Genomic DNA, 19112 nt, shown 5'->3' with positions numbered 1-19112 from the left:
CTTCGGGAGGGCGCGCGTAGGTGCGCCCCTCCCTCATGAAAACGCTCTTCACCGTCTTCTGCTTCCTCGTTGCCACCGGGGCGCTGGCCCAGGCCCCGGATGGCGGCGTCGCCGACCCCGATGCGGGCGTCCCCACCGGTGTGCTGACGAAGCCGCCCGCGCTCCTGCGCCAGGTGGAAGCGCCGTACCCCCCCGAAGCCGCCGCCCAGCAGTTGGAGGGGACGGTGGTGATGTTCATCGACATCTCGGAGACGGGCGCCGTCACGAATGTCGAAGTGACGCAGCCCGCGGGGCACGGCTTCGACGAGGCCGCGGTGGAGGCGGTGAAGCAGTTCCAGTTCTCCCCGGCCGAGGTGGACAACGTCCCGTCGCCGGTGCGCATCCAGTACGCGTACCAGTTCGTCTTCCGGCCCGTGGCGCCCGAGCCCACGGAGGACGGAGGTGTCTCGCAGCCCGAGGCGCCGGTGAACTTCAGCGGTCAGGCGCTGGAGCGCGGCACGCGCAAGCCGCTCAACGGCGCGGAAATCGTGTTGCCGGAGCTGGACCTGTCCACCGTCGCGGACGCGGAGGGGCGCTTCTCCTTCCGGGGCGTGCCCCTGGGCACCCACGAGGTGCTGGTGGTGCAGGGCGGGTATGACCGCTTCAAGACGAAGGAGACGATGTCCGAGGGCCTGGAGACGCGCGCCACGTACTACGTGCAGAAGCGCATCTTCAGCCCCTTCGAGACGGTGGTGAGAAGCGACCGTGAGCGCAAGGAAGTGACGAGCACCACGCTCCAGGTGGCGGAGGTGCAGCGCGTGCCCGGCACGCAGGGCGACACGCTGAAGGTGGTGCAGAACCTGCCCGGCGTCGCGCGGCCCGCGTTCAACGGCGGCGCGCTCGTGATTCGAGGCACCAGCCCACAGGAGTCCGGCGTCTTCCTGGACGGCCAGCGCATCCCCCTGCTGTTCCACTTTGGCGGCCTGACCTCCGTCTACAACTCCGAGCTGCTGGAGTCGCTGGACTACCTGCCCGGCAACTTCTCCTCGTACTACGGCGACATCACCGGCGGCGTCATCAACGTGAACAGCCGCGAGCCGAAGATGGACCGCATCCACGGCACCGTGGGCGTGAGCCTCATTGAATCCAACGCGGTGATTGAAGGGCCGATTACGGACACGCTGGGGTTCGCGATTGGCGGTCGGCGTTCGTACATCGACATCGTGCTGGGGGTGATTCCGGAGGGGGACGGCCCGAGCCTCCAGGTGGCGCCTCGCTACTACGACGCGCAGCTCAAGCTGGTGTGGAAGCCGCTGTCGCGCCACACCTTCACGCTGCAGGGCATCACCTCGCGCGACAGGTTGGGGCTGGTGTTCGACCGGCCGTCGGACAACGACCCCACCGTCAACGGCAACCTGGAGGTCACCACGGGCTTCAACCAGCTGCGGCTGCGTCACCAGTACCGCGCGGACCGGCTCACGTTGGACACGCACGCGCTGGTGGGCAACACGCTGGTGGAGTTCGAGATTGGCGACCGCAACCTGCGCATCGCCTCCACGGACCTGAACCTGCGCGCCACCGCGGAGTATGCCCTGGTCGAGCCCTTCACCCTGGCGGGTGGCGTGGACGTGACGAGCAACTTCGCGAACGTCAAGGCGCGCATCCAGCGTCCGCCGCGCGAGGGCGAGCCGCCCAGCCCGCTCATCACCGAGGACCTCCTCACCACCGACGGCGACTTCCTCCAGTACTTCCCTTCGCTGTGGATTGAAGGGCGTTGGCGTCCGTTCAAGGGGCTGCTGGTGGTGCCGGGCGTTCGGTACGAGGGGTATATCTTCACGGACCAGAAGGAAGTGAAGCGCACGCTGAACCCGCGCCTCGCGGTGCGCTATTCGCTGACGGACACGCTGACGCTGAAGGGTGGCGCGGGCGTGTACCACGGGCCTCCGGTGCAGGATGAGCCCAGCCTGGCGTTCGGCAATCCGGACCTGTCGGCGAAGCGCTCGCTCCAGTACGGCGTGGGCGCGGAGTGGCAGCCGCGGCAGGAGTGGTTCGTCAGCGGCGAGGTCTTCTACAACGACCTGGACAACCTCATCAGCCGCTCGGACGCGCTGGTGGAGCGGGACGGGGAGCTGGTGCCGGAGCGGTTGAAGAACGGGGGCATCGGCCGGGTGTATGGCCTGGAGATTCTCATCCGCCGCTCGCTGACGGAGCGCCTGTTCGGCTGGATTGCGTACACGCTCAGCAGGAGCGAGCGTCGGGACGCGCCCGGGGCGAACTGGCGCCTGTTCGACAACGACCAGACGCATGTGCTGACGGCCATTGCCTCGTACAAGCTGCCCAGGGGCTGGGAGGTGGGGGCGCGCTTCCGCTTCGCGTCGGGCAATCCGACGACGCCGGTGGTGGGCTCGGTGAGGGATGACGGCACCGACGTGTTCCTGCCGCTGTTCGCGGGGGTGAACTCGCGACGGCTGCCGTCGTTCAATCAGTTGGACGTGCGCGTGGACAAGATTTTCGTCTTCGACAAGTGGACGTTGGACCTCTATCTGGATTTGACGAACGCCTACAACAACGCGGCGGTGGAAGGCATCGCCTACAACTACAACTACACCGAGAGCGCCTACTTCGAGGGACTGCCCATCCTCCCGGTCATCGGCGCCAAGGGGAGTTTCTGAGCATGCGCACGCGAGTCTTCGTCACACTGGCCGCGCTGCTGCTTGCCTGCGGCCCCGACTTCGAGTTGCAGAGTGAAATCCGCCGGGTGCGGGTGCTGGGCATCCGCGCGGAGCCGCCCGAGCTGGTGTTGGACCCGGACACCGGGGCGTTGCCCGGGCCGATGACGTTCAGCGCGCTGGCGGTGACGCCGGACGCGCGTCCCGTCACCGTCTCGTATGCGCTGTGTCGCTTCAACGGCAACCCGTACGACGGCCGTTGCCCCGGGGTGAACGGTGTGGCGCTGCCGGACGGCATGTTGTCGCTCCAGGACCCCAACGTGCAGGTGGTGCTCCAGGAGGCGCTGGTCGCGGCGAATCCCAATGGAGGAGGGACGCCGAACCCGGATGACCCGCGCACGCGCGAGGCGCTGGAGAAGGGCATTCCACTCTTCGTGGGCTACGAGGCATCGGATGGTTCGGGGACGCCGGAGGGCACGGAGCGGGGCGTGAGGCAGGTGTTGGTGCGCTCGACGACGGCGCCGAATCAGAATCCGGCGGTGGCGGACATCCTCTGGAATGACGCCACGCTGACGGGGCCGTTGCCGTTGGACGCGGAGGTGGTCTTCCGCCCGGTGCTCACGGAGGGCAGCCTGGAGCTGTACACGGCGGAGGACGGCCCGCGCACGGAGCAGGTCTTCTACAGCTGGTTCGCCACGGGTGACGGCGAGGTGAAGGAGTTCCGCTCGCAAGAGCCGGTGGACAACAGGCCCGGCGACCCGACGTCGAAGTACGAGACGCCCGCCACGCCCCAGCGCATCACCGTCTACGTGGTGGCGCGCGACGGACGCGGCGGAGTGGGCTGGCTCAGCCGCGACGTGGATGTGGGGCCGTAGTCGTCAACGCGCAGCGCGCCCGCCGATTTGAGGGAAGCGTTCGTAGGCTTTCAGGAGCGCTTCGAGGTGGGATGGGTTGTCGAGATTGAGTGGCTCCTCCGTGAGCCAGACAACCCATCCACCCGTCGCGGTGCGCCTCGCTCGTGCGAGCAGGTCCGTGTCGCGTGCCGGGTCCGGAAACTCGATGGCCTGTGCCGCAGCGGCCGACCAGTAGTTCATCCACCCCAGGCGGTGCGGAATCTCGGGTGAGCGGAGGTGCTCCGGGAACTTGAGCGCCGGCAGCCCTCTGGGCGGAACACCCGGCTTGCGTGAGGGGTGGACCGTCTGCCTCGAAATCTCCACGGTCGCCTTGAAAGGCGTCGCGTGCCCCCAATGCGCGAGTGCGGCCTCCGCTATTGCCTCCAGCGTATCGGCTGCCCCCGTGATGCTGGCTGCGTTCAGCGGCAGGTCCGCATGGACGTCGAACAGTGGCTGACCTCCCGGCCCGGAACTCGCGGAGACTTCCATCCCCGAGAGCGTCACGAGGTTGTCCTCATCGCCTCCGTTGCAGATGAGCGGAAAGCCCGGCTCGTCACGCCTCCTTTGGGCGAGCCACGCGTCACGCTCCGGCAACGGCACGAGGTTCCCCTCGTCGGAAATCGTCCATTCCAAGCGCAGACCCGGGGACGCGCGTTCCATGGCACGGACAATGGCCAGGGGACGGCCATCGTCGCCCACGAGCGCAGGTGCGTAGACAGCGATGTTCAGGTCATTTCTCCGCGTGGGCGGCATGTCAGCACCAGTCCATCACGACGATTTCGAGAGTGCCATCCAAACGCTCCAGCGCGGCCTGGTGCTCGGGGCTGCGTACGCCCACCCGGAAGTCGAATCCGCAGGCCCGCGCGAGGTCGCGCTCGCGCCGCAGTTCTCGCACTTGTCGGTCTGGCACCGTCCTCTGAAGGTAGACAGAGTAGGTGTCGAAGTTGTCGGTCTTGACCTCCCACAGCACGCGCTCCTGCAGTTGGAGTGCGTCGAAGTGCTTGCCGTTGACGAGCGCATCCGAGCCCCGGAAGTCATTCCGCGGAACTCTGTCGGCGCACTTGTTGTGAAGGGCATCGCCACCCAGGTGCGGTACGGGCCGGGGAGTGCAATCAGGGCGTCGCTCCTGTCCCGAGGGTTCGGGTGGCAAGGGAGGAAGCGAGTCCTGCCCCGAGGGTTCTGGCTTGGGCTCTCGTTTCGCCCAAGGTTCCCATGGAGCAGGCTCTGCCTGGGCGACGGGCTTCGCTTCATCGGAGTGGTGCCCCCTCAGCTCATACGCCTCCAGCTCCTCTTGGATGGCGACCGCCAGCACCACGATGCCGATAACGACCACCGCGCCCACCACGATGTACGGCTGTGACAAGAGGCAGATGCCGACCATCGCGGGCACCGCCACCGCACCTGCCGATGCCACGGAACAGCGCCGCTCGGGGTCCTTGAATAGAATCCTTCGGGTGTCGAGCGCATGAAAGCAGCGCTCAACGACCACGGGCCAGGGATGAGAGGCCTCGTCGACGACACACCGCCCCTCATCCCTCCAGGGGAGCGTCGCCGCTCGTCGGAGGTTGGCGAGCCTTGGGCCCCGGGCCGCCGACTCTCTTGGGCTGGGCCCCGACGAAGCACAGGCCGAGAGAATGAGCAAAAGTACGATGCAAGCGCGGAAGCCCATGGCCAGGTTCTTTCAATCGAGACAGTGAGCAGTGAGGCGAGGCCGGCCCGCGCTTGCGCAGGCCAATGCCCTCCGCGACGTGGACGCGGCCCGCTACGGCGCCGTCGCGGGTGGCTTCCAGAGGAACACGTTGCGCCGTGTCCCATTCACGACGACGAACACGTTGCGCGCGGGGCTGTAGCGGAACCTCCCGTACGTGCCGTTCGACGCGGGCGCGCCCGGGTCATCCCCCGTGCCCGTGACTTCCACCCAGCGCGCGTTCGGCAGGTCGAGCATCGCCAGCCTCTTCCCACCGGGGTACGCGACGAACCGGTCCAGCACCGGTGAGTACGCGAGCCCCGGCGCTCCGCCCACCGGCGTGCTCAACCCCGTGGTGGTGACGGTGGCTTGCGTCTTCGCCGCGTCGCTCAGCGCATACGTCGACACCGTGGCGCCCTCGCGCACCAACGCCAGGACGTTGCGCCGCGTGTCCACATCCGCGCCTGCGTAGTAGTAACCAGCGCCGTTCGCCGCATGCGCGGTCCAGGTGTTGGCGACCGGGTCGTACTCATGCAGCTTCCTCGGCCCGATATACCAGACGTGCCCACGCGCATCGGTCGCGCTGGCCCCGTAGTCGATGACCGGATTGTTCGCGCCGCGCACCCAGCGTCCCGTCGCGAAGTCGAAGCCCATCACCAATCTCGAACCCGCCTGCCCACTGGGATACGTGCCCACGGAGCCGAGCACATAGAACCGACCCGTCGCCTCGCTGAAGGCGATGTTGCCGTACGTGTGCGCGCTGCGCGGCTGCTGCGTGTCGAGCTGGGCGACGATGCTCGGCTCGTCACACAACTCCGGACGCACATAGCCGCTGGCCGTCAGGCTCGCGTCGGGAATGGCGAGCGACGTGACGGACGGGTAGAAGCCACACGTCTCCACTCGCTTGTCTCGCATCACCGGCGTGACGCTGTTGCCCGTCATCCCCGCGGGCAGCTCCGTCCACCGCTTCCACTTCATCGTCGCCAGGTCGAACGTGAAGACGTTGTTGTACGGCGAGTCGTCATGCCCGCCGCCCCAGACAATCAACCTGTCCCGCAACGTGTCGTAGGCCCCGCCGCTCCACGCAATCATCACCGCTTCGCACGGATAGCTGGAGTACGGCGTGGGGCAGACGTCCGCCATGTTCGTCCCGGGCAGCTCCTTCCACGAGCCCTCCGGCATGGCGGCGATGATGGCGTCGACAGGGCCGGGCTCGACTCCGCCCGCGTCGGGCACGGGACCCGGACCTCCGTCACCTCCGGCGCCCGCGTCCGCACTGGAGCCGCCATCCTCTCGTGGAGGTGTTTCGGAGGGCTCGCTCTCAGCGCAGCCGGGAGACAGCGTGGCGGCCCAGACCAACGCGGCGGGGAGCAGGACTCGGGAGATTCTTCGCATCCCTCATCCTGTGCGGCCTTTTCCCCTCATGTCTCGGGAAGACTCGCGCAGCCTCCCATCCAGAGCGCTGTGGTTGATGTGCCGCATGTCATCCAGGTCGATGCGCGGGCCTTGTCGCTGACCATCGGCATGTGAGCGGGGCGTTCAGATATTGGTGAGGATGATCCGCTTCAAGGCGAATTCCGGACGCATGACCAGCGGGTCGTTGCTCAAGGTGATGGAGGAACGATACTGCGTGCCAGCGGAGACGAGCGGCAGCGCGACGCGCAGGGTCAGCTTCACCGGAGCCTGCGTCTGGCTGCAGCTGTCCTCGAAGACCGCTGCGTTCGCGCGGGTGAGGTTCCAGGAAAAGGTCTTCTTGTCCGGCGACAGACTGACGTTGTTCCAGAATTGGGCCATCCCCGCCACCAAGGTGTTTCCGTCGGTGACGTCACAGCCGTTGCCCACCTGGGTCAGAACCAGCTTGAGGAACCCCGCGTCAGGGCGGGGCACGCCCATGTTCAGGTCATCCCTGATTTGGGTGATGACCGCTTCGTCGAAGACATGGCTGCTGCTGACGCTGATGGAGCCCTTGAGTGGCAGCCTGATAGAGGGCTGGACGGTATTCATCAGATAGTCGCAGTTCGGGGGGCCGATCCGATTCATGCAGATGTGGATGAGATTGTCGTTCAAGGCGAGGTCGAGCGGAGCCTCGACCGTGAGCGAGCCCAGAGCGGGCCACTCTGGGATGACGAGCCCGCCCTCGGCGCCGACCTTGGAGGACGAGCCCCAGTACCGCGCGAGGGACTCCAGGACCAGGTTGCCCAAGGCGTTGAGGGTGAGGTCGCGGCCGCCAATGGAGATGGCCTCCTCGACTTGAGATGCCTGGTCAGACGTCCCGACTCCCCGCTGATGGCTGTCGTGGAGTTCCGGCATCGAGTCCTGGGAACTCGACAGGCAACCCGCCAGCAGACTCACACACGCACTCGTCATCACCCGGCTCATCGCCAGACGGCATCGCCCGCGCATCATGGTGCATCCTCCTCTGCACGCTGAAGACACGCGGCGGAGGCAGGCCATGCAGAGATTTCGCACTTTCGCCAATGCTGAAATCTTCCGTCACTGCCGCCCCAGATGATGCTTCCCAGCAAGAGCGGTGTTCGCTGGAACGACCGATGTAACCCGAGTCAATTGAAACCTAATTCTGTCCACGAAAATAAGAATTCGCGAGAAGTCCACTTGGTTCCGTTCACCAGGAATGGTTGGTTCCGCCCCTCCCTTCACCTGGAAAGGACTCCCCCATGCGGAACTTCCTCGCAGTGACTGCCTCCCTCTTTTCGCTCACGTTCCTGGGCTGTAACGCCGCGCCCGCCGAGCCGACCCCCGAGCCCACGCCGGAGACCGCGGAGCAGACGCAGAGCCTGAACGCAACGGGCACGGGCTGCTCGGCTGACTCGGAGTGCGCCTCCGGTCTGTGCTGGGTGGAGGCGGACTCCTACCCCCTCTACAACCCGTACTGGATTCGCGCGGACAGCTGCACCGAGGAGTGTGGCGGCCCGACGGACCACGCGCCTTGCCGCATCCTCGCGGCGGACCTCAACGCTCCGGCCGCGAACTCGGCGCGCTGCATCCCCGCGCGCGGCGTCTACGACGACTACCCCTATGACGACATCTTCTACGTGTGTGACCTGGTCGCCGCCGGCCTGGGCACGGTCCACTGGGTCGAGTAGTCGCGACGTGACTCGTGCCGCCCGGAACGCTGGAGCTCCGGGCGGTGTGTCGCCGGGGGTGAACTCCACCGGGTTGCAGGTGTCAGGCAGTGGCGCCCCCGCATCATGATGATTTCATGACGGGTGTTGGCGCGGGCGCGGGAGGGAGACTCCCCCGTCATGAGATGCCTCCTGCTCGCCGTGGGCCTCGTCGCCATCTTCTCGTCGAATGCCTGTGCCCCACGTGTGACGCGCCCCTCGCCGGCGCTGGGGCAGGTCGCGGACGTCCGCACGAAGCCGGGCCGATACGACGGCTACTCCGTGGCGTGGCGCTTCGAGAAGGACGCCAAGGCGCTGGGGGTGGGGTTATGGGGCGGCGTCGAACTCCATGGACAGGGTCGCAGGCCCATTGTCGTGTGGCCGCGAGCCGAGTCTGGTGACCCCTCGTCTGACGGTGACTCCGGTCCGGCGCTGCGCATCGACTCTCCCATGGTGACGCGCTCGTCGGACCCTCGGGTGAGGGAGTTCCTGTCGGGTCGCATCGAGGGACTCGACTACGAGTACATGAAGGCCCAGGGCTGGCTCTACGAGCGCTGTGGCCCGCCCTTCGTCGAGCCGTGTGTCTTGAGCGGGACCTTCATCAAGACGTCGAGCTTCGAGTCCGTGGACCCGCTCATCGCGTACCTGGGGCGCTGGCTGAAGGAGGGCGATTACGCGGGGGTCCTTCACATCAACGTCGTGCAGCACGTCGGCGTGCCCGAGGACATCCGGACGCGCATGGGCGCTTACGACGGCTACTCGGTGGACCTCTGCAAGCCCGAGGAGAATCCGGACCGACGCCTCATCGTGGTCACCGGTCAGGGCTCACGGGTCTTCGCGCCCTTCATCGCCGGAGAGCCCGAGGACTACGACAAGCGCCGCACCTGGGCGGTGCTGATTGGCGGTCCAGACCCGCAGGCCCGCGCCGACCTCACCAGGCCCGGTTGCCACGCTCCCCATGCGGCCCGTATCCGGGTCGTCGGCTACGAGGACGTCGACGCGGCGATTGCCTATTGGGGGGGCCTCCTGAAGGCAGGCAACCATCAAGGCGAGGTGCTCATCTACGTGCAGGGCCTGGCTCAGGGCTCATGAGGCGCGAGCGCCGTGGGCCGCGATTCATGATGATTCCATGAGTGTCCGCGGTGGGACCGCGGCTCAGCCGAAGGTCGCGGAGGCGCGTCCCAGACCCTCGGCCACGGAGGTGAAGGCGTCAGCGGTGCGCACGCGCTCCTCGCCGAAGCGATTCACGTAGAGCTGGCGCACGGCGGGAATCTGCGAGGAGCCACCCGTGAGGAACACAGCGTCGATGTTCGCCGCCTCGGGGTGGCGCGACAGCAGCCCTACCGTGCACTGCTCCAGCTCGTCGAGCAGCGGCTTGCTGAACGCCTCGAACTCCGCGCGGGTGATGGGCTCGTGGAGGTTGATGCGGGCCTCCTCGAAGTCCACGGTGGCCACCTCGTCGCGCGACAGGCGCACCTTGGCGGCTTCAATCGCGCGGAACAGGCGGTAGCCCAGGTTGTCCATCACCAGGTCGTGGAGCGCCTCGATTTCGGGCTTCTTGTCACTGGTCTCCAGCATGGTGTCCAGCAGGTCCTGGGTGGACTTCTCCCGGATGAAGGACATCTCGTGCCAGGACAACAGCTTGGCCATGACGTGCTGGGGCATGGGCAGGCGCTTGTCGCTCAGGCCTCGCACCCGGTAGGTGGAGCCCGCGCCAAAGCGGGGCAAGAGCTTGTGGCGCATGATTTCGGCGTCGAAGCGGTCTCCACCGATGCGCACACCGGTGGAGCCCACGACGTCCGGGCGGCGGTCCTTGACGCCTCGGCGCGAGGGGCCCAGGCGCATCAGGGTGAGGTCGGTGGTGCCGGCGCCGAAGTCCGCGACGAGGACCAGCTCGTCGCGGGTGAGCTGGGCCTCATAGGCGAGCGCGGCGGCGATGGGCTCGATGAGGAACTCGATGTGCTGGAAGCCGGCCAGCTCGGCGGCGCGGTGCAGGCGCTTCTGGGCGAGCGCGTCCGCGTCCTTGTCCGGGGTGAAGACGGCGGGGCGGCCGAGGATGACGGCCTCCGGAAGGCTGCCCATGTGGGCGCCCGCCGCCTCGCGCACGCGCCGCAGGAGGATGGCGACCAGGTCCTCGATGGTGAAGGTGCGGCCCTTCACCTGGGTGGCGCGGAACGAGTTCGAATGGAGGAAGGACTTCACGGACTGGATGAAGCGTCCGGTGTTGTCCTCCATGTAGCGGTTGATGGCGTCGGCGCCTGTGTAGATCTCGCGCTCGTCGTCCGGGAAGAACATCACGGAGCGGAAGAGGCGGGGCTCCGAGGTATGGGGTTGCAGCGACAGCACCGTGCCATCAGGCAGGGCCGCGGCGGTGTTGCTGGTTCCGAAGTCGAGTCCGCAGGCTTGCATGGGGGTGCGCCCCTTATCGCCAAACTCCGGGAAAGGGTAGGGCGTCGTGAGCCGGGCTGCTCGGTGGAGGACGGGCGAGTGGGCGGCCGCCCGGAGAGGGCGTGGGTTGGCGAGGTTCGATGACTTCCCATGTTTCTTTTTCGGGAGTCACGACACAGGGGGTCTCCATGAAGCTCCGCGCGAGAGGGTGGGTGGCCGCCGGTGCCGCCGCGCTGCTCGTCACCGGCTGCCGCGAGCGCGGCCAGGACGAGCGGTCGCAGCAGGGCACGCAGGCGACCGTGAGTGAACAACAGCAGCAGGCGGAAAGCGCCCAGGATGAGGTGCGGCGCAAGCAGGAGGCGCTGGACGAGGCGAAGGCCCGCGCTCAACGTGAATCGGCTGAGTCGGACGAGGCCCAGACCGCACAGCAGGCCGGAGCCGCACAGCAACAGGCCACGGACGCCACGGCGCAGGCCGGAGCCGCACAGCAGCAGGCCGGAGCCGCACAGCAGCAGGCCGCCGAGGCGAACTCGCAGCAGGGCGCCGCTCAGCAGCAAGGCGCCCAGGCGAATCAGCAGGCCGCTGATGCCACGCAACAGGCGGGCGCCGCACAGCAGCAAGCAGCGAATGCCACGCAGCAGGCGGGAGCCGCGCAGCAGCAGGCCACGGATGCGGCTCAGCAGCAGGCCGCCCAGGCGGGCCATCAGGCCACGGATGCAGCTCAGCAGCAGACCGCTCAGGCGGGACAGCAAGCCACGGATGCTCAGCAGCAGGCCGCCCAGGTGGGCCAGCAGGCCACGGATGCTCAGCAGCAGGCCGCCCAAGCAGGACAGCAGGCCGGAGATGCGCAGCAACAGGCCGCCCAGACAGGACAGCAGGTTGGAGAGACTCAGCCGCAGGCCCAGGCCAGCGCGACTGACTCGGAGAGCGAGGCCGAGCGACAAGCCGACCTTCGGTCGGAGAAGGAAGCCGAACTGCGCGCGGAGCAACGGGCCGAGCAACAGGCGGCGCAGACCGGCTCGACATCTACGGGCACCGAATCGCAGCCGGGCCAGGGCACACCGCAGTCGCCCGTGGCCTCCGCGCCCACGGGGACGGAGTCGCAGACCGGTCAGGACACGCAGTCGTCGGGCACACAGTCGCAGACCGGCCAGGACACGCAGGCCTCCGCGCCCACGGGGACGGAGTCGCAGACCGGTCAGGGTACGCAGTCGCCGGTGGCTTCCTCCTCCGAGACGGGCTCGCAGACGGCCCCTTCCACCGGGTCCTCCACGGATTCGAGCTCGGACCAGGCCTCCGGGGGTTCGGGGCAACAGGTCGACGAAGGCACTCAGCCGCTGTCTCCCCTCGAGCAACTCGATGCCCGGCAGCAACAGGGACAGACGACGAGCGGAACGGAACAGCAGACCACCGACTCGGCCTCGTCCGGCACGGAGCAGCAGCCCATCGCCACCGCGCCTTCGACGACCGAGCAGCAACAGCCTGCTTCCGGGACCTCTGATTCCACGACGGGCACCTCGGGCACCACCTCGCAACCACAGTCGGGCACGCAGCTGCCCCAGCAACCGCCCGTGGTCGCGCTCCCGATTCCCTCCGGCTCACAGCAGGGCAGCGGCACCTCGTCGGGAACCCAGAGCCAGCAGAACACGCCGCAACAGTTCACCGGCGAGGTGGTCCGCGCGAGCGAGACCGAGGTCCTGCTCAGTCAGGGCGGTGAGCCTCAGCTCCGCTTGACGGTGAACCCGCAGACGCAGGTGACAGTGGATGGATTCAGCGCGGTCGCCGAGGACATCCAGGAGGGAGCCCAGGTCCGCGCCTCGTTCACCACGGACGAGACGGGGGAAGCCAAGGCGGTGAGCATCAACGCGACGTCCAAGGGGAGCACCACGGGAACAGGCTCCACCCAGGAGACGCAACCCACGCAGCAGCAGTAATCACATAGCGTCAGTGTCACTCCTTCCGGCGCTGCCCATGATAATCCCCGGCCCCTCTTTCGAGAGGGGTCACACATGAAGCAGCAACTGGTCGTCCTCCTGGGTGGATGGTGTCTCGGCGCGCTCGTGGCTTGTGGTGTTGACGAAGCGCGGTTGTCGCGAGCCGCGGAGGACTCCGTGGCGAGAGCGGCGCTCACCGAGGAGGGCCCGTCACCTCAGGGGCTTTGCGGTGAGGACGGCGTCTGTGACCCCTGGGAGACGCACGAGACCTGCCCGCTCGACTGCGACGGGCCCAGCGACCCTTGCGGAAACGGCGTGTGCGAACCGCTCGAGACGCAGCAGAGCTGCCCCGCAGACTGCGGTGGTCCCATCGGCGGCACTTGTGGAGATGGACTGTGCGCGTCGTCCGAGACGCAGCAGAGCTGCCCCGCCGATTGCGGTGGTCCCATCGGCGGCACTTGTGGAGATGGCCTGTGCGCACCGTCCGAAACGCACCTGAGCTGCCCCTCCGACTGTGGCGGTCCCATCGGCGGCACTTGTGGAGATGGACTGTGCGCATCGTCCGAAACGCACCTGAGCTGCCCCGCCGACTGTGGCGGCCCCATCGGCGGCACTTGCGGAGATGGACGGTGCGAGCCGGCCGAGTCACACCAGAGCTGCCCTCTCGACTGTGACACTCCCGTTGGCGACCCTTGCGGGAACGGGCTGTGCGAGTCCTTCGAGTCACATCAGAGCTGTCCGCTCGACTGTGACGGCTGAGCTTCGCCTCGTGAGTGCCACGTCGCGCCACCGATGATGGGCGCGACGTGGCCGAGACACTCAGGGGCCCTCGCTACGTGAGGACCTGGATGAGTCGCCGGGGAATCGCCTCGGCGTGCCAGCGCTGAAGCTCGCGAGCAATCTCCGCGGAGCGCTTCGCCCGACCCTCGCGGATGAGCGGCAGCAGGGCGCGCGCGGCCTTGCGCTCCCGGGGCTTGCCGCCCGCCGCGAGCCGCTCGAACACCTCCAGCCGGACGTCCGCGTCGTGCAGCTCCCCCAGCCCCTCCTGGAGAGGGACGAGCACCTCCACCAGCGCGCCCAGGGTGCGGCGGAACGCGGGCTGGAAGATCTCCAGCTCATAGCGCAGCTTCTTCAAATCCTTGCGCAGCGCATGCGCGGACGCCGCATCGGGCGCGTCCATGTAGACCTGCATCCGCTTGCGCACCCGGCGCACCCGCCAGTGCAGGGGCTCCTTCACCCGGCGCCCACCGAAGCGATGGTCGTCCTCCAGCGCATCCACCTTGCGCAGCATCCGAGGCACGGTGCGCGAAGCCCACCGCTCCAGCTCCGAACGCAGGCGCTTCTCCTTCGCCTTCAGGCCCGCTAGTCGCGCCTTGCCCAGCGCGGCGATGCCCGCACGGGTGTCGGGCTTCTCGCGGCGCGCCTTCTTCGCGACCTCCTCCAGCCAGGCCGCCTGGACGTGCAGGTCCCTCACGTCGCCCAGCGCGTCCTGGAGCCGCTTCACCTCCATCTCCAGCTTGCCCAGCCCTCCGAGCGGACGGAACACCTGGATGGCGGCGCGCAGCCGACGCGTGGCCACGCGCATATCGTGGACGCCGTCGTCGTCGAGCTCGTCCGACAGCTTCGCCTCCGGCTTGCGGACATCCGCCAGCCGGCCCGCGAGGATGCGCCGCGCGGCCTGTCCCAGCTCGCTGTCGGGGCCCAGTCCGCGGATGGGCGTGGGTTGGGCCATCCGACTAACCTCCCGTCCCGGCCTGGGTGTTCAACATCCGCTCGGCGGCCTCGGGGCCTTCCCAGCCGAGGATGCGCGCTTCCTTGTCCTCGAAGTGCACGGCGGTGAGGAAGAAGTGCGCCAGCTCCTCGCGCTCGCGTCGGGACACGTCCTGATACGTGCGCAGGTGCTCGGTGCGAGGCGACGCCGTGGGCAGGGCGATGATGCGGTCATTGCGCTCGCGCTCGCCCGGCTTGCCTCCCTTGCGCTTCTGGTCCACCTGGAGGACCCCCAGCGCGCGGCAGGGCAGCACGACGCCGGGCCACGTGGTGTCGTCCCACAACACCATGGCGTCGAGCGGGTCCCCATCTGGCCCGCGTGTCGAGGGGATGAAGCCCCAGTCGAACGGGTAGCGCAGACCCCGGGTGAGGGGACGGGAGAGCGTGAAGGCCGAGAGCGCGGCGTCGTACTTCAGCTTCACCGTCGAACCCCGTGGGGACTCGACGACGACGTGGAATGCGCCCTGGGACCCACGCGAGGGCAGGCGGGTGAGGTCCGTCGTCATGGAAGGTGGAAGGTCAGCCTGCCTCCCCCGTGCGGCAAGCGCCCTTCAGGGTGACTTTTGGCTCGCCAACCTTCCAGGCGGGCAGGCGAGCCAGACGGCCATCAGCCCACGGACCTCAGCGCGATGATGACGACCCCCACGAAGCCCACGCCCGTCAGGACGAGGCCGGTGATGGGCATCCATCGTCGCGCCCGCTCCGGTGGCTCCCGCGTGCGGCCGAAGGCGATGATGTTCACCACCAGGGCGGCTATCTGAAGCACGAAGCACGCCGGCAGCAGCGAGAGCACGCCGAGGATGAGCCCGATGATGGGGAGCGCCGGGCCATGGCGCTCGGGCGCGTCGACGGTGCGCGTGCGCAAATCCCAGCACGTGGGGCACATGGGGCGTGCCTCCGGGCGCATCCGCCGCTCGCACGCCGGACACATGAACGTGCCGCAGCGGCCACACACCCAGCTCGCGATGACGTCGGGGTGTGCCGCGCAGGAGGCCCCCTCTGGCGGCGTCTCCAGGCTCATGCCGAGCGCAGCTCCAGCGGATGCTGCGCGCTTCGCGGCCGCCGCCCGGAGTTCAGGTGCGCCGCGATGGTGGTCGCCGCCGAGTCGCTGGGAAGGCGGAGGGTGATGGTCCGCTCGTCGATCTTCTTCACCGACGGCACCCGTCCCTTCACCGCCGTGAAGTAGGCCACGACGGGCACGAGGACGGCCACCAGCACCGCCACCAGGATGGGAGTCCCATCGCCCTTGCCCGCGAACACCGCGATGCCGCCCACCAGGATGGCGATGGTGCCCAGGAAGGAGAGGCCGAAGAGCAGCTTGCTGCGCTGCCACCGGGCCCACCCCTCCTCGCTGAAGGGCAGGGTGCCCTTGGCCCGCTTGGTGAGGATGCTGGCGATGATCAGCACGATGAGGGCCGCGAACGGCAGGAAGATGAGCAGCCAGCGCGGGTACCACGCGAACTTCACGGGCTTGAAGGAGATGCCCTCTGTCTGTCCGGTGATGACGCAGACACGGGGCAGGTCGAACTCACTGAGCTCGTTCTTGGGAATGACGACGTCGGCAGGCATGGCGCGCGGTTCTAATCCAGACACTTTGGCGCGCGCCAGCCAGGGCCCACCGTCCTTCAGGAGCTGCAGCTCACCACCAGGTGCCGGCCCCAGGCGGGAGGCTCCGTGGTGTACTCCTCGTACTCGGAGCGCTGCGTGAAGGGGTCCTCCAGGGCGGCGAGCAGTCGGTCCACCTCCGAGAAGTCGCCCTCCTGGGCCCGGGTGATGGCGGCCTGCGCCATCCAGTTGCGCAGCACGTACCGGGGATTGACGCGCTCCATCAACGTCCGGCGCTCCGCGTCCACGCTGCCCTCGGAGGCGAGCCGCGCCCGGTAGCGCTCCGCCCAGGCGTCGAAGCCCGTCCGGTCCGCGAACATCGCCCCCACCGTGTCCGGCTGTCCCAGCGCGCGGAAGAAGCGGGTGTAGTCCACGCGGGCCTCGGCCATGCGCGCGAACAGGTCACCCACCAGGGCGCGGTCCTCCTCGCGCACCTCGCGCAGGCCCAGCTTCTGGCGCATCAGCGTCAGGAAGTGCGCGCTGAAGGTGGGCTCGAAGGTGTTGAGGGCCGCTCGGGCCTCGTCCTCGGACATCAGCGTGAGGAGCGCTTCCCCCAGACAGGCCAGGTTCCACATCGCGATGCGCGGCTGCTGGTTGAACGCGTAGCGGCCCCGGTGGTCGGAGTGGTTGCAGATGAAGCCCGGCTCGAACTCGTCCAGGAAGCCGAAGGGGCCGTAGTCCAGCGTGAGCCCGAGGATGGACATGTTGTCCGTGTTCATGACCCCGTGCGCGAAGCCCACCGCCTGCCATTGCGCCACCAGCCGCGCGGTGCGCTCGATGACTTCCGCGTAGAAGCGAGCATGACGCCCTGGCGCTCCGGACAGGTGGGGAAAGTGGCCGTCGATGATGTGGTCGGCCAGCAGCGCCACGTGCTCGTGCTGCTCGGAGTGGTGGAAGAACTCGAAGGTGCCGAAGCGCACGTGCGACGGTGCCATCCTCACCAGCATGGCGCCTGTCTCCACTTCCTCGCGGTACACCCGCTCGTCGCCGCCAATCAGACACAGCGCGCGCGTGGTGGGGATGCCCAGCCCGTGCATGGCCTCGCCGCACAGGTACTCCCGAATGGAGGAGCGCAGCACCGCGCGGCCGTCCCCACCGCGAGAGAAGGGCGTGGGCCCACCACCCTTGAGATGCAAATCCCACGACTGGCCCGCGCCGTTGCGCACCTGACCCAGGAGCAGGGCGCGGCCGTCTCCCAGCCGGGGCACGTACACGCCGAACTGGTGCCCGGCGTACACCATGGCGAAGGGCTCCATGCCCGGCAGCGGACGCCCACCGCCGAGCGCCTCGACGAACTCCGGCCGTCGGGCCTCCTCTGGCGCCAGCTCCAGCAGGCGCAGCGCGGCGGGGTTGAGGCTCACCAGCCGGGCATTCGGGAAGGCGCGGGGGGACACCCTCGCGCCGAAGCCGGGAGGCAGGCGGGCGTACGTGTTGTCGAAGCGAAGTTGTTCGAGCGCGGGCATGGAGGGGGAAACGGTAACGCTCAGGGGACCTTCATGCCGCGCTGCACGGCGGGACGTTCACCCACGCGCGCCAGCCACTGCGGCACCTGGCCCAGGCCCGCGAAGAGCTCCGGGACGTACGTGCGCATGCCCGCGACCCACGGGTACAGGGCGATGTCCGCGATGGAGTAGCGGCCCGCCACGAAGTCTCCCTTGCCGAGCTGCCCGTCGAGCACCTTGAGCAGTCGCTTCGACTCCTCGGTGTAGCGGTCGATGGCGTAGGGAATCTTGGTGGAGGCGAAGCGGCCGAAGTGGTTGAGCTGGCCGAACATGGGGCCCACGCCGCCCATCTGGAACATCAGCCACTGCGTCACTTCCGTCTTGCCGCGCAGGCTGGACGGCATGAGCTTGCCCGTCTTCTCCGCGAGGTACAGCAGGATGGCGCCCGACTCGAAGACGGTGATGGGGCGGCCGTCCGGCCCTTCCGAGTCGACGATGGCCGGAATCTTGTTGTTGGGATTGATGGCCAGGAACTCGGGCGTGAACTGCTCGCCCTTGCCGATGTTCACCGACTTCGCGGTGTAGGCCAGCTCCAGCTCTTCCAGGGCGATGGACACCTTGCGCCCGTTGGGCGTGGCGAACGTATACAGGTCAATCATGGTGAGACTCCCGTGAGCCGCGCGCTTTCACGCCAGAGCTGCTCGGCGAGGGCGTCGTCCCGCGCGGCGGCGGACGGCTTCCTCTTCCGGCAACGGATGAAGTACTTCCCGGAGACTCCGTCCACCTCCGGCGAGGCAGCCAGGTAGATGGACGTCCGCGCGCCGCCCTCGGCGGACAGCATGAACGGCGCGCCGAGCTTCACAATCCAGCGGAAGAAGCCCTTCGTGTTGTGACCGAAGCCCGAGCGCACCACGCCAGGGTGCACCGCGTTCGTCGTCACGGGCGTGCCTTCCAGCCGCTTCGCCAGCGCGTGGGTGAACAGGATGTTGGCCAGCTTGGACGTGGCGTACACGCGGAAGCCGTCGTAGCGGCGCTCGCTCTGGAGGTCGGTGAAGTCGAGCTTGCCGACCCGGTGCGCGTCCGACGACACGTTGATGACGCGCGCGGGGCCGCTGGCCTTGAGCGTGTCCATCAGCAGATGCGTCAGGAGGAAGGGCGCCAGGTGGTTGGTGGCGAGCGTGGCCTCCAGCCCATCCACCGTCACCTCGCGGCGGTCGATGATGAGGCCCGCGTTGTTGAGCAGCACGTCCAGGCGCGAGTAGCGCGAGCGGAAGGTGTCGGCCACCGCACGCACGGCCTGGAGCGAACTCAAGTCCGCCAGAATCGTGTCGACGCGCGCGCCCGCGACGGACTGGTTCACCGCGTCGACGGCGGCCTGGGTGCGGGCGGGGTCCCGGCCCACCAGTACCAGCGTGGCGCCAAGTCGTCCCAGGGCCTTGGCCGTCTCCAGGCCAATGCCGCCGGTGGCCCCGGTGATGAGGCACACCTTCCCGTCCAACCGTGTCTCAGCGCTCATGGGGCGTCCTCTGGATTTCGAGGACGCCTTCTATATGCCGACACGGGCCCGGACGCTCGTGGAAGCGCCGGGCCCATGGGGAAGGGAGGTCTGGGTGCCGCCGTGGC

Annotated in this window: 17 protein-coding genes; 5 read left to right on the top strand and 12 right to left on the bottom strand. The window is 68.1% G+C overall.

Going from position 1 to position 19112, the window contains the following annotated elements; genetic code table 11:
• The first annotated feature begins 35 nt into the window (after positions 1 to 35).
• Together HUA78_RS10890 and HUA78_RS10885 are read left to right on the top strand one after the other, a co-directional pair.
• Complete coding sequence (locus tag HUA78_RS10890) at positions 36 to 2651, top strand: TonB-dependent receptor domain-containing protein (protein ID WP_174476237.1); 2616 nt, start codon at positions 36 to 38, stop codon at positions 2649 to 2651.
• A 2-nt stretch (positions 2652 to 2653) separates the two neighbouring features.
• On the top strand, positions 2654 to 3523 hold the full coding sequence (locus tag HUA78_RS10885; RefSeq protein ID WP_141640981.1) for a hypothetical protein: 870 nt from the start codon (positions 2654 to 2656) through the stop codon (positions 3521 to 3523).
• Between the two features lie 3 nt (positions 3524 to 3526).
• Here the strand turns inward: HUA78_RS10885 and HUA78_RS10880 are convergent, their stop codons facing one another.
• From HUA78_RS10880 to HUA78_RS10865, 4 genes are all read right to left on the bottom strand, one after another.
• Positions 3527 to 4294: a DUF5953 family protein gene (locus HUA78_RS10880; RefSeq protein ID WP_174476236.1), complete on the bottom strand. Its 768-nt coding sequence runs from the start codon at positions 4292 to 4294 to the stop codon at positions 3527 to 3529.
• Between the two features lies 1 nt (position 4295).
• Positions 4296 to 4955 (bottom strand): DUF6310 domain-containing protein, encoded by a 660-nt coding sequence (locus tag HUA78_RS10875; RefSeq protein ID WP_371745546.1) that lies wholly within the window; start codon positions 4953 to 4955, stop codon positions 4296 to 4298.
• 348 nt (positions 4956 to 5303) lie between these two features.
• Entirely contained in the window at positions 5304 to 6623 is a 1320-nt protein-coding gene (locus HUA78_RS10870) for a hypothetical protein (RefSeq protein WP_174476234.1), read from the bottom strand.
• Between the two features lie 144 nt (positions 6624 to 6767).
• Positions 6768 to 7634 carry a hypothetical protein gene (locus HUA78_RS10865; RefSeq protein ID WP_174476233.1) on the bottom strand — a complete coding sequence of 289 codons (867 nt, stop codon included), beginning with the start codon at positions 7632 to 7634 and terminating at the stop codon, positions 6768 to 6770.
• A 269-nt stretch (positions 7635 to 7903) separates the two neighbouring features.
• Between HUA78_RS10865 and HUA78_RS10860 the strand changes: the two genes are divergently transcribed.
• Positions 7904 to 8332 (top strand): hypothetical protein, encoded by a 429-nt coding sequence (locus tag HUA78_RS10860; RefSeq protein ID WP_174476232.1) that lies wholly within the window; start codon positions 7904 to 7906, stop codon positions 8330 to 8332.
• Positions 8333 to 8491: 159 nt separating this feature from the next.
• On the top strand, positions 8492 to 9442 hold the full coding sequence (locus HUA78_RS10855) for a hypothetical protein (protein ID WP_174476231.1): 951 nt from the start codon (positions 8492 to 8494) through the stop codon (positions 9440 to 9442).
• Between the two features lie 63 nt (positions 9443 to 9505).
• On the opposite strand, the gene HUA78_RS10850 is transcribed toward HUA78_RS10855, so the two are convergent.
• A complete protein-coding gene (locus tag HUA78_RS10850) occupies positions 9506 to 10759 on the bottom strand; it encodes an Hsp70 family protein (RefSeq protein ID WP_174476230.1) in 1254 nt (417 codons plus the stop codon).
• A gap of 167 nt (positions 10760 to 10926) precedes the next feature.
• Between HUA78_RS10850 and HUA78_RS10845 the strand changes: the two genes are divergently transcribed.
• Positions 10927 to 12672 carry a hypothetical protein gene (locus tag HUA78_RS10845; protein WP_174476229.1) on the top strand — a complete coding sequence of 582 codons (1746 nt, stop codon included), beginning with the start codon at positions 10927 to 10929 and terminating at the stop codon, positions 12670 to 12672.
• An 832-nt stretch (positions 12673 to 13504) separates the two neighbouring features.
• Here HUA78_RS10845 and HUA78_RS10840 read toward each other — a convergent pair.
• The 7 genes from HUA78_RS10840 to HUA78_RS10810 form a co-directional block, all read right to left on the bottom strand.
• Positions 13505 to 14404 carry a CHAD domain-containing protein gene (locus HUA78_RS10840; protein WP_174476228.1) on the bottom strand — a complete coding sequence of 300 codons (900 nt, stop codon included), beginning with the start codon at positions 14402 to 14404 and terminating at the stop codon, positions 13505 to 13507.
• A 4-nt stretch (positions 14405 to 14408) separates the two neighbouring features.
• Positions 14409 to 14948, bottom strand: coding sequence for an inorganic diphosphatase (locus HUA78_RS10835; protein ID WP_141640970.1), 540 nt, complete (start codon positions 14946 to 14948; stop codon positions 14409 to 14411).
• Between the two features lie 101 nt (positions 14949 to 15049).
• The gene (locus HUA78_RS10830) at positions 15050 to 15463 is read right to left on the bottom strand and encodes a DUF4190 domain-containing protein (RefSeq protein ID WP_174454397.1); all 414 of its coding nucleotides are present in this window, start codon (positions 15461 to 15463) and stop codon (positions 15050 to 15052) included.
• Positions 15460 to 16011, bottom strand: a complete 552-nt coding sequence (locus HUA78_RS10825) for a hypothetical protein (protein ID WP_174454398.1) — start codon at positions 16009 to 16011, stop codon at positions 15460 to 15462. The genes HUA78_RS10830 and HUA78_RS10825 overlap by 4 nt, the downstream gene beginning before the upstream one ends.
• Positions 16012 to 16067: 56 nt before the next feature.
• Positions 16068 to 17510, bottom strand: coding sequence for a YdiU family protein (locus HUA78_RS10820; RefSeq protein ID WP_174454399.1), 1443 nt, complete (start codon positions 17508 to 17510; stop codon positions 16068 to 16070).
• Positions 17511 to 17530: 20 nt separating this feature from the next.
• A complete protein-coding gene (locus tag HUA78_RS10815) occupies positions 17531 to 18148 on the bottom strand; it encodes a glutathione S-transferase N-terminal domain-containing protein (protein WP_174454400.1) in 618 nt (205 codons plus the stop codon).
• Positions 18145 to 19005, bottom strand: coding sequence for an SDR family oxidoreductase (locus HUA78_RS10810; RefSeq protein WP_174454401.1), 861 nt, complete (start codon positions 19003 to 19005; stop codon positions 18145 to 18147). The genes HUA78_RS10815 and HUA78_RS10810 overlap by 4 nt, the downstream gene beginning before the upstream one ends.
• Between the last annotated feature and the right edge of the window lie 107 nt (positions 19006 to 19112).

The organism is Myxococcus sp. CA033 (assembly GCF_013336625.1).
GTDB lineage: Bacteria > Myxococcota > Myxococcia > Myxococcales > Myxococcaceae > Myxococcus > Myxococcus llanfairpwllgwyngyllgogerychwyrndrobwllllantysiliogogogochensis.
The sequence above is the reverse complement of the archived record's forward strand: the minus strand, read 5'-3'. Positions and strand labels throughout refer to the sequence as shown.